This window comes from Ruegeria sp. AL3, from assembly GCF_056536065.1.
Genome location: NZ_JBQFJG010000001.1, coordinates 1,167,501 through 1,181,400 on the forward strand (window position 1 = coordinate 1,167,501; position 13,900 = coordinate 1,181,400).

Sequence of the window (13,900 nt, forward strand, 5' to 3'; positions counted from 1 at the left end):
GCAGGTGGGACGACCAAAACAACCAGGAGGTTGGCTTAGAAGCAGCCATCCTTTAAAGATAGCGTAACAGCTCACTGGTCTAAACAAGTTGTCCTGCGGCGAAGATGTAACGGGGCTCAAGCCATGAGCCGAAGCTTAGGATGCCGTAAGGCATGGTAGCAGAGCGTAGTGTGACATAGAACTCATCCTGTATTGCCGCCGGTTATGTGGCGCGAGTAATCGCGCTCAAGTAGCCGAATAGGCGGTAGCGCAGGATAGAGTTCTTTCGATGAAGCCGGCCTGTGAGGGATCCGGTGGAGAGATCACTAGTGAGAATGATGACATGAGTAGCGACAAAGAGTGTGAGAGACACTCTCGCCGAAAGTCCAAGGGTTCCTGCTTAAAGCTAATCTGAGCAGGGTAAGCCGGCCCCTAAGCCGAGGCCGAAAGGCGTAGGCGATGGGAACTAGGTTAATATTCCTAGGCCAGGAGGATGTGACGGATCACAGGTGTAGTTCAATCTTATCGGATTGATTGGGCTGCTGAGTGGTTCCTGAAATAGCCCTCCATCAGACCGTACCCTAAACCGACACAGGTGGACTGGTAGAGCATACCAAGGCGCTTGAGAGAACGATGTTGAAGGAACTCGGCAAAATACCTCCGTAAGTTCGCGAGAAGGAGGCCCGGTTCCTAGGCAACTAGGGGCTGGGGGCACAAACCAGGGGGTGGCGACTGTTTATTAAAAACACAGGGCTCTGCGAAGTCGCAAGACGACGTATAGGGTCTGACGCCTGCCCGGTGCCTGAAGGTTAAAAGGAGAGGTGAGAGCCTTGAATTGAAGCCCAGGTAAACGGCGGCCGTAACTATAACGGTCCTAAGGTAGCGAAATTCCTTGTCGGGTAAGTTCCGACCTGCACGAATGGCGTAACGACTTCCCCGCTGTCTCCAACATCGACTCAGCGAAATTGAATTGCCTGTCAAGATGCAGGCTTCCCGCGGTTAGACGGAAAGACCCCGTGCACCTTTACTACAGCTTCGCACTGGCATCAGGATTGTGATGTGCAGGATAGGTGGTAGGCTTTGAAGCAGGAACGCAAGTACCTGTGGAGCCTCCCTTGAGATACCACCCTTCGCACTCTTGATGTCTAACCGCGGTCCGTTATCCGGATCCGGGACCCTGCGTGGCGGGTAGTTTGACTGGGGCGGTCGCCTCCTAAAGCGTAACGGAGGCGCGCGAAGGTTGGCTCAGAGCGGTCGGAAATCGCTCGTTGAGTGCAATGGCAGAAGCCAGCCTGACTGCAAGACTGACAAGTCGAGCAGAGTCGAAAGACGGCCATAGTGATCCGGTGGTCCCGAGTGGAAGGGCCATCGCTCAACGGATAAAAGGTACGCCGGGGATAACAGGCTGATACTGCCCAAGAGTCCATATCGACGGCAGTGTTTGGCACCTCGATGTCGGCTCATCTCATCCTGGGGCTGGAGCAGGTCCCAAGGGTACGGCTGTTCGCCGTTTAAAGAGGTACGTGAGCTGGGTTTAGAACGTCGTGAGACAGTTCGGTCCCTATCTGCCGTGGGTGTAGGAGACTTGAGAGGAGTTGCCCCTAGTACGAGAGGACCGGGGTGAACGATCCACTGGTGGACCAGTTGTCGTGCCAACGGCAGTGCTGGGTAGCTATGATCGGACAGGATAACCGCTGAAGGCATCTAAGCGGGAAGCCCCCCTCAAAACAAGGTCTCCCTGAGGGCCGTGGAAGACCACCACGTCAATAGGCCGGAGATGTAAGCGCAGCAATGCGTTCAGTTGACCGGTACTAATCGCCCGATAGGCTTGATTTGATCCAGTAATGGAAAGACAAATCACCAAAAGCATACACTGACCTTGATTATGGACAGCGTCGCAGCGCCAAGCCGCGATGTTGGTTGATTATATAACCGAGTGGCACCGCGCATTCGCAAGCGAATACGCTGCCTGCCAACCGTCGCTTTCTTGCTCCGCAAAAAGTCGACATGGGCTTTTCCTCGGTTTGGTGGTCATAGCGCAAGTGAAACACCCGGTCCCATCCCGAACCCGGAAGTTAAGCACTGCCGCGCCAATGGTACTTGGGCTTAAGCCCCGGGAGAGTAGGTCACCGCCAAACCTAGAAAAAGCCCATATCTCTCTAACACGATGACACAATACCCGGCCTCAAATAGCGCAAGCGATAGGCCAACCAAAGACCTCAACTAGCGTAAGCGCTAGGTCACAAAAACTGTCGCGGGATGGAGCAGCCCGGTAGCTCGTCAGGCTCATAACCTGAAGGTCGTAGGTTCAAATCCTACTCCCGCAACCAATATTACCTACATAAAACAGTATGTTACGCACCGCCTCAAGGCGATGTTGCAATTTGTGCCAACCCCACTGGAAGCACTGTGGAAGCATCAGGAGCGGAGTCGTCCTGTGGTGAATGTGCAACAAAGGCTAGGCGCCGAGCCAGCGCACGTGTGGTCTACCTTGCTGCACCTCGTTCAGATAGGCAAAAAGGCTGATGGCATCCCCGCCTTTTTCACCCGTCGCAAAGTCTGCCCACAGTCCGCTGTCGAGATTGATCCGAAACGAACCCCGCGACCGATCTGCGCGGGTGGGATTCGGCGCCACCCATTCGCTCCCGATGATCCGGCCATCTGGCAACCATTCGGCCAGTAGAGTTTGCAGATTGATCCGGGCCAGTGCAGCAATGCCCGCAAATTCGATGGGCTTCCAGTTACCAGTCATTTGCAACCACCTCCTGAAGACGCGCGATCTCGAACGCTTCTACATCTCCCATGCGATAGCGGACCAATCGGCGATGGCCGGATGCGGTAAAGGTGTTGAGAACTCTGCCAACACCTCACATGGACTGACCGCAAAATGCCCTGCTCAACTTGGATTTGGTGAAGCGGGTTGCCGGGGCTGAAAATTGCAAAAATTTTCGAAAAACCTTAAACTCAGCAGATTAAGGCCAAAAGCCATTTCCGGTTTCTGACAGCAAAGTCATACGAAAACAGAAAATTCCCGGCTGAATTTTATTTCGTGGAGCCAAAAATATGACTGACAAAAACACCTTTATTGACATGCACACCCACCTGTTCACGGCGCGATATTTACCGTTGCACAGTATCTTCTACTCGTTCACTTCACTGTATTGGTTTTCGCTTGGGTTGGCCTTTCTGGCGGTTCGTTTGACCCGCATGAGTGACTTCAGCAAACTCGCGACGGAAGAACCTGACCAGGACGATTTGATCGACGCGTTGCTCGATCACGATGTGGACCGGCTTATGCGGGCCATTGCACATCCAGTTCGCGAGAAGATCAGAGAGTATCAATCGACACCCAACCCCAGCCACCAAGATTGGAAGGATATAGAGGAGCTGATCCGAGCCCTGAACGATATTGACCATGATATCAACTATTCAGGGGCCGGCGACCTCCCGATAGGTGTTCAGCTTGTGGGCGGCGACAGAATTTCTGAAAGGTCCGTCTTTGGAGACAGTGGCACGGACCCTGATTTGCTGGACCGTTTTCTGGCCGAGGCCTTCAGGACCGCTGGTCAAAAAGCGGCAGAAAGAGATTTCTTTCATGAAGCTGAACACATGCAGCCGGGTGAGTTGTACAAACCTGGATCTGATGCCGGCTTTCGTGCCGTCCGCATTCCAATCGGTCAAATCGGCATTATCTTTCAGTTTCTTGAATTCTTTGTCATCATGACCTTGTCCGAGCGAAACCGGTTCAAAGCGCTCAAGAGGGATTTCAAGAAGGATGGTCAGCCGAGCGACCCGGAAGCCAGCCTTTTCGTGGGTATCCTGCTGGATATGCGCCGTGCCTTCGACAAGCTCAAGGAATTTTGGATGCCCGGATTCCTACCGCCGTATTTTGACTTCACCGAACAAATGGACCGGATGCAGTCACTCGCAGCTGAGAACCCGAATGAATTGATCAATTTTGGGGCAGTTGACCCGTTTCGAGGCGGGAACTGGAAACAGATTGTCGATTCAGGCGTTGCACTAGGGATAACGGGATACAAAATCTATCCGCCCTTGGGGATCCGGCCGATCGATATGCGCGGCTACCAGACCCCGGTCGCCCCTGGGCGAAGTCTGGACAAGTACAAAGAAAAAGCGCAGAACCCTGCGCCCTACCCGATGGCACAGGCCAAGATGGGTGACATCATTCGCCATTTCTCCAGCCACAACCTGCGTTTGTTTGCCCATTGCAGCCCGATGGGGTTTGAGGTGGAGAAAGGTTACGGCGTCTATTCCGATCCAGAGTTGTGGAAGCACGCGATGGAGACCCACAATGCCCAGGACCTTTGGTTGTTCCTGGCTCATGGTGGTGGCGCAAAAGAAGTAGATTGGATGGGATGGGCAGCAACCAACAATTTTGACCAAACATTTGCCTATCGTGCTATTCGCTTGGTTGAGGAATTCGACAATGTCTATCTTGGCTTGGGTCATTTTTTGGGAATTCTGGATTCAAAGCTCAAGCCAAAGATATTTCAGCGATTGAAATCAGTACTAGTGGCCAAGAGAACCAAGAACGCACCGCACCATTTCCGGGACAAAGTGTGTTTTGGAACGGATTGGGCGATGCCCCTGATGGTCGGCAGAACCCGTGAATACCTGATCGAATTTGACAAGTTCTTCAGCGATCCACAGATCAGTCCTTGTGCACCTAACTTCTTTGAAGGAAATGCAAAAAAATTCCTGGGTATTTGATGGATTTCCAGGCTGAGAGTGCCTGACCGGCGTCTAAGAAAACCTGAATTTCCGATGGTCCTGTTTCACACGGACTCCCAATACCTGAGGCGATCTCTGAATAATATATTGTGCATTGTAAATACATGTTATGTTGGTTGGGGGGTATTTTTATGAGTCGTATTTTGGAAGAGTCTTATAGGGCTTACGAACCTCGTCCTTTTACTGCGGATCAGCGCAAGGATGTCACCCTGTTGTTTGGTGGGGTTACGTGGCGCGCCGAAAAACTGCTGGAAGGCCTGTTCAAAAGCGCGGGCTACAATGCGCAGCGCCTGCCTGATGTGACAGTTGAAGACTTGTACCTGGGACGTGAACTGGCGGATGTCGGACAGTGCTGCCCCACAGCTTTCACGACGGGCAACTTGTCGAGTTTCCTCAGAAACGAAGCCGAGGCCATCGGGGCTGACGAAGTGGCCGAAAAATATGTTTATGTGACCGCCGGGGCCTGCGGAGCCTGCCGTTTCGGTCAATATCACCAAAGCTATGAGCTTGCGCTGAAGAACCTGGGGCTCGAGGCGTTCAGGATGTTCCTGGTTCAGCAGCATGAAATCGATCAGTCGAAAGGCAAAGACGCCGGTTTGCAGACTGACATTCACCTGCTGCTGAGCACGGCCTTGGGCATGATGGCTGCGGATGCCATTCAGGATCTGGAATACCAGCTGCGACCCTATGAGCTAGAGCAAGGAGCGACCAACCGGGCGGCTCAGAAGGCGGTTTCCGAGATATACGACGTCATGTTGAGCAGGCCGAAACACATGCCGAAATGGGGATCAGTCCTGTGGCATGCGACGACCAGACGCTTCCTGAAGGCCATGAGGCGTGCGCGCGGCCATTTTGAAGACATCCAGCTTGATCGATTGAGGGTCAAGCCCATGGTCAAGATCACCGGCGAGTTCTATCTGGCCACCGCCGAAGGGGTGCAGAACTACAATATGCACAAATGGCTTGAAGGCGAAGGCGCCGAAGTTCAGCCGGCGCCGATGGTCGTATGGTTCGATTACCTGATGCGGTATGGCGGGCAAAAGCTCAAGCTGGGCTTCGGGATTAAAGACAAAGCGCGTCAGAACTATGTTCTGTTGAAACTTGGGCAGCGCTTTTTCAGGTTCAAATACGATCAGATGCGCCGGATGCTTGGGGGCGTTCCCCGTCCGATGCCCGATCAGGACAAGCTGCGGAAACTGGCGGCTCCTTTTTTTGACAACATGATCAACGGGGGTGAAGGTGATTTGCTGATCGCCAAGGCGATCTGGGCGCATACCCAGCGAAAGGCACATATGATTTGCGAGCTGTCGCCCTATGGCTGCCTTCCCAACACAATGAGCATCGGCGCAATGGCGGCCGTACAGGGCCGGTATCCGGACATGCTCTATGCCCCAATCGAGGTAAAAGGGGACAGCGACGTACACGCTTTGTCGCGGTGCCAGATGGTGCTGGCAGACGCCAAGATCCGCGCGCAGGAGGAATTTGAATCTGCTCTTGCCGCCGCCGGGTTGACTGCGGACGAGGCCAGAAAGCGCGCCAAAGAGCATCCCAAGGTCAACACGCCATTTTGGAAAGTTCCCCATCGCGGCGCCGTGGGTACGGCATCCAATGTCGTGCTTGAGCTGGGAAATGCCACGTTGTGAAATTCGCTGGGGTAGATATTGGATCGACAACTGTAAAAGGCGTCGTGGTGGAAGATGGCGAAGTCATCTGGAAAGCCTATGGTCGTCACAAAACACGCCAGGCCGAGAAAACCCTTGAACTGCTGTCGCAGATGGAGCTGGAGGCCGGCCTGACCGCCGGTCGCGATGTCGTCACGTTTACAGGATCCGGGGCAGGGACACTGGCAGATCATGTGAACGCGCGGCAAATCCAGGAAGTAGTCGCCGTCGCCGCCGCCGTCGAAGCGTTGCATCCGGATGTGCATTTCGTGTCTGAAATTGGCGGTGAAGACATGAAGACGTTGTTCTTCACGCCAACTACCGCAGGCAAGGCCAAGCAGGTCTATATGCAATCAGCGTGCAGCGGCGGTACGGGCACCTTTATCGAAAAGTCCGCACGAAAACTGAACATCTCCCCGGACGAGCTGACCACTCTGCCATTCGATGGACAAACCCTTCATCGGATCAGCGCCAAATGTGGGATCTTTGCAGAGACGGACGCAAACAGTCTGGTCAAGGCCGGAGTTCCCAAGACCGAAATCATAGCAAGCTTGTTTGACGCAGTCGTGCGGCAGAACCTGGCGACTTTGACAAAAGGCAACACCCCCACACCATCAGTGCTTTTGCTGGGTGGGCCGAACATGTTCTTTCAAGGTCTTCAGCAGGCTTGGGCAAGCCATTTGGCCGCGCTCTGGGACGAGCGCAATGTCGTATTGGAAGCAGGACAGAGCGTCACCGATGCAATCCTGGTTCCCGGCGATGCCTTGTACTATGCAAGCCTTGGTTGCGTCGAGATATCTCGTCGGGAACAAAATGTATCCCGGGCCTATTCCGGCACGGATGGCCTGAAATGGTGGGTGGAAACAGGCCAACACGGTGAAAAGGCCAAGACCGGGCAAGAGGCCTTGGCCCGGAACGGTGAACTCGTCCGGTTCCTGGAGGATTTTACGCAACCAGTGATCCAGATGCCCCAGCCCGTTGTGGCCGAGACATATTATGTCGGGTGCGATTTCGGCAGCACTACGGTCAAGGCGGTGGCGTTGGACTGCGACGCTGAAATTAAGGCTTCGGTTTATCAGCATAGTCAGGGAAACCCGATCGAAGACGCCAAGTCCGTTTTCCGCAAGTTGCGCGATGCAGGGATCGAGGATATCGGCGCTCTTGGCCTAACGGGGTACGGGAAAGATCTGCTGAAGGATATTTTGGGGGCGGACGTGCCAGTGGTTGAGACGGTCGCACATGCGGCTGCTGCCATGCACATACATCCCGACGCAGACGCGATATGCGACGTCGGTGGGACCGATGTCAAAATCATGCTGTTGCGGCAGAAAGCGGTCGTCGATTTTCGGCTCAATTCCCAATGTTCTTCCGGCAATGGGGCGTTTCTTCAAGGCGTTGCCGAACGCTATGATGTCCGGCTTGAGGATTACGCCGAAAAAGCCTTCAGCGCCAAGCGGATGCCGAAACTCATGATGGGGTGCGGCGTGTTCCTTCAGTCCGACATCGTGAACCAGCAACGCAAAGGGTGGGCGGCAGAAGAAATCATGGCAAGCCTTGCTGCGGTCCTGCCCCTGAATGTTTGGGTCTATGCCGGGCAGTTTCAGAACCTCAAGGCCATCGGCAGGAAGTTTGTTCTGCAAGGTGGAACACATCGAAACCTGGCCGTCGTCAAAGCCCAGATCGATTTCATCAGGGGTAAAATTCCTGACGCGGAAATTACCGTGCACCCTCATGCTGGCGAGGCTGGCGCTTTGGGCGCCGCCCTTCTGGCGCTCGAACATGTGAACACCGGGCAAACGTCCCGCTTCGTCGGGCACGACCGCATCGAAGAGTTGGAATATGTCAGTACAACCAACAGCAAAACCACCTGCAAGTGGTGTGCGATGAACTGTAGCCGGGCCTTTGTGGATGTTCAGATCCCCGGCGGTCGTGGCCGGGCAAACAGCAAGGTTCCTCTGGCGGAAGGGTGGGAGCGGGTGATTACCGGCAATTCTTGCTCGAAAGGGTTGATTGAAGACGCAGCCGAGATGAAAGCGCGAAAAAAGCAAATCGACGAGGAAGCGAATGCCAATCCAAATATTGCAGAAAGCGTTCGCGAAGGCGCCTTTCGCTAAGTCCAAACCACCCAAGCGGGATTTTCGGATCGGCATCCCTCGGGTCCTGAACCAGTGGTCGACGCACAGGTTTTGGACGACATTGTTCGTTGAACTGGGAATCAATCGCCGCAATATCGTCTATTCGTCGGACACATCAGAAGCACAACAGCTGAAATTCGGAAAAGGGCGTGGTGCTGTTGATTGCTGTTACCCCGTCAAGTGCATGTCCGGCCATTATGGTGAATTGCTGGACGGGCAAAAGCGCCCCATTGATATCCTGTTCGTTCCCATAATCCTGACTGTCCCATCCTTTTTGCGGGGTCATGTTCGGGAAAACATGGCCTGCCCGCGCGTTATTGCCGGCCCCGAAAGTACACGAGCCGGATTTCGGCGGGAAAAGGACGTGTTCAAGGAAGTGGGCGTACATTATCTTTCGCCCGCCGTATCCTTGGCAGACCCACAAATTGCGACCCGGCAGCTGTACGATGCCCTGAAGGGCGTAATCACCGACTTGCGCTTGGCTGAACTGCGCGCTGCGGTTTCCAAAGCTTATGACGCCCTTCAAGAGTTTGATCAGAGTCTGCGGCGGCAAAGTCTGGCGGTACTGTCCGAGTGCGCCACACAACATCGGCCTTGCATCCTGGCCTTGGGCCGCCCCTACCACATGGACACCGGAATTGGCCACGCCATTGAAAATGAGTTGCAGGCCTTTGGTTACCCGATCCTCTGGGGTCAGTACCTGCCATTGGACGCAGAGATACTGGATTGGTTATACGGCGATCTGATCAAAGCTGGCCGAATTCAAAGCCCTTTTGACATTTCGGATATTTGGAAAACGTCTCACAGTGCAAACACCAACGAACTTCTTTGGGCTGCACGCTATGGATCTATTATGCCGTGGATAACCTGTTCAATCCGGTTTTCAAGCTATGAATGCGGAATGGACCAGCCGACTTATTCACCAGTCCAGGAAATTACCGAAGCGCTTGGAACGCTTTTCTTTGTGTTTCAGGATCTCGATGAGACGAAACCTGCCGGCTCTGTCCGAATTCGCGTGGAAACCATTGCTTACTATCTGGAACAGAAATCGCCAAATATCATTCAGAGCAAACTGGAGGCCCTGAAAACAGCACCACCTGAATTGTTGTTGCCAACTTGATCCAACGGCCGATTTTCAGGGCAGTACGGCACCCGTTTGCGGGCGCGAGGCCAAAAGCGGTTTAGGCTGTGTTGGCGTCGGGACGCGAAAGTAGCTTCTGAACAAACAACCTGTGGCTTATCGACTAAGAAAGGGATTTGAGGGATATTTTGCATAGAGCTGGCGCGGGGGCGATGCTTTGCTGAAACACATTGTGGACTCTGAAAATCCGATCGACGATGGAAAAATAAGACGAAAAATGCAGGTTGTTAACGTTGCAGCCTTTATTGCGTCGCTTGGGTTCGGTTTCACAGCTTTCTACCAGTTCCAACTTGGACCAGACTGGAGATATCTCGCATGGGTAAACTTTGGTCTTGGCTTCGCGGCACTTTTGACGATGACGTTGGATCGCTTCGGCCTTGAGGTCAAAGTCGCTTATTTTACAGTGTGGTTATTCCTGTTTCTGGCCCATGACATCAGTGTCGGCAAAAACGGTGAAGATCATCTGGTCTTGCTTGTTGGCCCGCCCTTGCTTTTTTATTTTCTGGGGGCCGCATATTGGCGCTGGATCACTTTGATAACGATTCTCAGCGCAGCTTTGTTTATTTACATATCGCTTGTCGTTCCTTTGCATATACCGCCCGGCGAAACGATTTGGGATATTATTGCGCAGTCATATCGGGACGGATTTGTAAGGCAACCTCAGGATGTTATTTTCATTGTGTTGATTTTGGGAATCGTCTCGGCGCTTTTTTTCACCTCCTATTCTGCAAATGCCGCAATAGATCGATACGAAGATGCTTTGGAAAGGGAATTTGCTGTTTCCGAGCGGCTGATAAATGTTCTTTTGCCTTCGCGCATTGCAAGGCGCATCAAAGCGCACCCGGACAGGTTAATCGCTGAAAGAATTGATGACGCCACAATTCTGTTTTCTGATTTGTCTGGATTTTCTGAATTCGCGGCCGCCAATGGGGCAAGGGCGACGGTCAAATTGCTGGGCTCCGTGTTCTCAGCATTCGATGAACTGGTTTTGAGCTACAAGCTGGAGAAAATCAAAACCATCGGTGACAGTTACATGGTTGCAGGTGGTTTGGACCCCTCGGTCAAAGAGAGGCAACCGGATTCTGTTCGCATGGCGGCGTTGGCGATTGATATGATTGCGACGGTCGAGCAGGTGACAGACAAACTGCATCCAAAGGTGTCCCTGCGGGTCGGAATTCACAAAGGCCCGGTAATCGCAGGTGTAATCGGCGGCGACAAACCGTTTTTTGACGTTTGGGGTGATACAGTCAACATCGCCTCAAGAATGGAAAGCACCGGAGAACCCGGGCGCGTTCAAATCTCACCCGAAGTAAGAGACGAGATAGCCGAATATGTAGATTGCGAGAGACGAGAGGTTATCAATATCAAGGGAAATGGCGAAATCCAACCGTATTGGCTGCTGAAGGTCCACGACAAACCTGCAACGTCACACTCGTCCGAGCGGCTCATCAAAGGCTGAAAACCTTATCTTCTCGGTGAAACGTGCCAATGTCAGTGCGGGTTCAATCAGTGACTGGAATGGGGCGAACCTGGGTCAGTTGAAACAACAGATCACGCGGAGGCAGCTGCGAGCCGCAGCCGGATGGCCTGTTGTGACAGTGAGAGCGTTCCTTTGAAGCCCGGCCGCTTTTTCAAAAACGAGCCGCCGGATGAAAACCCCGGCGGCTCGGACCTTGGCGCTTTACGGTGAAACTGGGACAACCGTGGTCAGCGGTTTTATGCGGCAACTTCCTGCTCGGGCGCGCTGAGCGAGATGACAAGCACCACGGCCGCGCCGTTCAGCCAATAAAACACCGCATCCAGTCCTGAGAACCCCAGGACGCTGGGTGCAAACAGGAATGTGATGCCGACAATCAAGTCTACGGCCAGATGGAACTTGTAGGGAAGGACCCGCCAAATCCCAAGGTGGTGATCCGTCAGTACCGTCAGAACAAACGCAGCAACACCGGTGACAACCGACAGCCACAGGGCCAGGGGGTTGGATTGGCCCAATCCCAACAGGAACGGCAACGTCATGAGGGCAATGGCGACGGGGTAGTCGAGGTAAGCATGGACAGAGCGGGTAACGAAACGCAGGGACATCAGATCTTCCTTTTCTCAATCAATGATAAAGGGAAGGTAGGACGCCCAAGCCGAACGCTGAATTCCTGATCGTCTCTAATACCATGCAGATCGTTCAAAAAACCTGGGGGATCAATGCATCGCCCGGTACGCAGCCGGTGACAGCCCAACCTGTTTCTTGAACACGCGTGAGAAAGCCGCCTCGGAGGCATACCCGACCTCGGCCGCTGCATCTGCAACGTTCCATCTTGCCTCGGTCAGGCCGTGGCACGCGATTTGCATCCGCCAATCCGTGAGGTACTGCATCGGCGTAGTGTCCATCTTTTCAGCAAAACGCTGAGCAAAGGCAGTGCGCGACATACCCGCCACACGTGCCAAAGACGCGACGCTCCAGTCCTTGGCCGGGGCCTGGTGGAACGCGGTCAAGGCCCGCGAGATGCGCTGATCAGCAAATCCTGCCAATGCGGAATCCTGCGGGCTCTGACGCTCCAGATAGGCCCGGATCGCCTGTGCGAACAGGGCCTCGGACAGTTTCAGCGCGATCAGGTCGCCACCGATTTTTGCGCCTGAAACCTCAGAGCCGATCATGCGCAGGGTGGCTTCCATCCACGATCCGGCCTCTTCGCCATAATTCTCGATCAGGATATAGGGCGGCAGGCGGTCGATCAGCATATGCCCGGTGCCGTTTCGGCCGGCCGGGCCGGAAAAAGAGAAATGACCGCAGATCAGCTGTGTATCCCGTTCCTCGCCATCACCGCCATAGACCAGCACGCCTTCGCCCGAGTAGCCCGCGCGCTCCAGCACCTGCTCCAGAGGCAATGCGTCCAACGGCTTGACCTCGGCGCAGAGCAATGCGTGTGGCGCCCCGTGGGGGATCAGGATCAGGTCCCCTTGCCTCAACCGCAGCGTTTCGCCCGTGGTCGAGACATGAACCTTCAGCTCACCACGCTGCACAAAATGAAACCGCGCCACGTTTTCGAACCCCGGCACCTGAATTCCGAAGGGCGGAGTGAATGACGTGCGGAAGTAAAACGTGCCGCGCAAGGAAAGGCGGGTGAGAATATCGCTGAGAAGGTCCAACATGTGCCGAAGATACGCAATCTGTGCAATCCGTCCAGATGGCCGAACGGTTTGCACAAAAAATTGCACGTTTGGCAACAAAAAGCCCCCGACAAAGCGGGGGCAATGTCTTACGAGCGAACCAGTTTCTCGTAATCTTCGGCGATTTGGCGGGTCAGGTCGCCGACCTCGAATGTATATTCGCCGATCTGTCCGACAGGCGTGACCTCGGCCGCGGTGCCGGTCAGCCAGCACTGTTCGAAGTCACCCATTTCTTCGGGCTTGATGCGGCGCTCATGCACGGTGATGCCCTTGTCTTTCAACATCTGGATCACCGTCTGGCGGGTGATGCCGTTCAGGAAGCAGTCTGCCAGCGGGGTGTGCACCTCGCCATCCTTGACGAAAAACACGTTTGCGCCGGTGGCCTCGGCGACATAACCGCGCCAGTCCATGAACAATGCGTCCGAGCATCCTTTGGCCTCGGCCTTGTGCTTGGATATGGTGCAAATCATGTAAAGACCCGCCGCCTTGGCATGGACCGGGATGGTTTCCGGGCTGGGGCGTTTCCATTCGGCGATGTCCAGCTTGGCGCCCTGCAACTTGGCATCGCCGTAATAGGCGCCCCAAGGCCAGACTGCGATGGCCATGCGCACCGGATTGCGCGCCGAGGCCACGCCCATATCCTCGCCCGAGCCACGCCAGACCAACGCCCGCACATATGCGTCCTGCAAACCGCTGGCTTTCAGCGCTTCTTCCTTCGCAGCTTCGATTTCATCAACCGAATAAGGCATCGGCATGTCCAGCGCTTCGGCCGAGGCGATCAGACGCTGGGAATGTTCGCGGCTTTTGAAGATCTTACCGTTGTATGCGCGCTCGCCTTCGAATACCGATGACGCATAGTGCATTGCGTGGGTCAGAATGTGCACATTGGCCTCACGCCAGGGCACCAGCTTGCCATCCATCCAAATGGTGCCATCACGATCATCATACCCCGCCATGCGAAACCTCCTGAACCGGGTTGAGTTTTCGATTGTTGCGCGATTTAGGTCCGGTGCGGACACAATATTGCGCAAAAACTGCAATTCGATACCGCTCTACTCTTGGAATGTCAA

General features: G+C 54.4%; 9 protein-coding genes, 1 tRNA gene and 2 rRNA genes (1 of these 12 running past the window's edge). 8 read left to right on the top strand and 4 right to left on the bottom strand.

Going from position 1 to position 13,900, the window contains the following annotated elements:
* The 3 genes from ACR3E6_RS05845 to ACR3E6_RS05855 all read left to right on the top strand — a co-directional run.
* Positions 1-1,815, top strand: a 23S ribosomal RNA gene (locus tag ACR3E6_RS05845); it begins 1,049 nt to the left of the window's first position.
* Between the two features lie 187 nt (positions 1,816-2,002).
* Positions 2,003-2,117: ribosomal RNA gene (gene rrf / locus ACR3E6_RS05850) — 5S ribosomal RNA — on the top strand.
* A 115-nt stretch (positions 2,118-2,232) separates the two neighbouring features.
* Positions 2,233-2,309 (top strand) — tRNA-Met (locus tag ACR3E6_RS05855).
* A 128-nt stretch (positions 2,310-2,437) separates the two neighbouring features.
* On the opposite strand, the gene ACR3E6_RS05860 is transcribed toward ACR3E6_RS05855, so the two are convergent.
* On the bottom strand, positions 2,438-2,731 hold the full coding sequence (locus ACR3E6_RS05860) for a hypothetical protein (protein ID WP_171724779.1): 294 nt from the start codon (positions 2,729-2,731) through the stop codon (positions 2,438-2,440).
* 311 nt (positions 2,732-3,042) lie between these two features.
* Here ACR3E6_RS05860 and ACR3E6_RS05865 point away from each other — a divergent pair, with 311 nt between their 5' ends.
* The 5 genes from ACR3E6_RS05865 to ACR3E6_RS05885 all read left to right on the top strand — a co-directional run bounded on the left by ACR3E6_RS05865 (position 3,043) and on the right by ACR3E6_RS05885 (position 11,127).
* Positions 3,043-4,710: an amidohydrolase family protein gene (locus tag ACR3E6_RS05865; RefSeq protein ID WP_480486256.1), complete on the top strand. Its 1,668-nt coding sequence runs from the start codon at positions 3,043-3,045 to the stop codon at positions 4,708-4,710.
* Positions 4,711-4,862: 152 nt separating this feature from the next.
* Positions 4,863-6,374: a hypothetical protein gene (locus ACR3E6_RS05870; protein ID WP_480486258.1), complete on the top strand. Its 1,512-nt coding sequence runs from the start codon at positions 4,863-4,865 to the stop codon at positions 6,372-6,374.
* Positions 6,371-8,506 (top strand): BadF/BadG/BcrA/BcrD ATPase family protein, encoded by a 2,136-nt coding sequence (locus ACR3E6_RS05875; protein WP_480486260.1) that lies wholly within the window; start codon positions 6,371-6,373, stop codon positions 8,504-8,506. Before ACR3E6_RS05870 ends, ACR3E6_RS05875 begins: the two co-directional genes overlap by 4 nt.
* Positions 8,457-9,647 (top strand): acyl-CoA dehydratase activase-related protein, encoded by a 1,191-nt coding sequence (locus ACR3E6_RS05880; protein WP_480486262.1) that lies wholly within the window; start codon positions 8,457-8,459, stop codon positions 9,645-9,647. Before ACR3E6_RS05875 ends, ACR3E6_RS05880 begins: the two co-directional genes overlap by 50 nt.
* A gap of 178 nt (positions 9,648-9,825) precedes the next feature.
* Positions 9,826-11,127: an adenylate/guanylate cyclase domain-containing protein gene (locus ACR3E6_RS05885; RefSeq protein WP_171638420.1), complete on the top strand. Its 1,302-nt coding sequence runs from the start codon at positions 9,826-9,828 to the stop codon at positions 11,125-11,127.
* A 257-nt stretch (positions 11,128-11,384) separates the two neighbouring features.
* Here the strand turns inward: ACR3E6_RS05885 and ACR3E6_RS05890 are convergent, their stop codons facing one another.
* From ACR3E6_RS05890 to ACR3E6_RS05900, 3 genes are all read right to left on the bottom strand, one after another.
* The gene (locus ACR3E6_RS05890) at positions 11,385-11,750 is read right to left on the bottom strand and encodes an SPW repeat domain-containing protein (RefSeq protein WP_152459687.1); all 366 of its coding nucleotides are present in this window, start codon (positions 11,748-11,750) and stop codon (positions 11,385-11,387) included.
* Positions 11,751-11,861: 111 nt separating this feature from the next.
* The gene (locus ACR3E6_RS05895; protein ID WP_480486265.1) at positions 11,862-12,812 is read right to left on the bottom strand and encodes an AraC family transcriptional regulator; all 951 of its coding nucleotides are present in this window, start codon (positions 12,810-12,812) and stop codon (positions 11,862-11,864) included.
* A 107-nt stretch (positions 12,813-12,919) separates the two neighbouring features.
* Positions 12,920-13,786 (bottom strand): branched-chain amino acid aminotransferase, encoded by an 867-nt coding sequence (locus ACR3E6_RS05900; RefSeq protein WP_480486267.1) that lies wholly within the window; start codon positions 13,784-13,786, stop codon positions 12,920-12,922.
* Positions 13,787-13,900 lie beyond the last annotated feature (114 nt).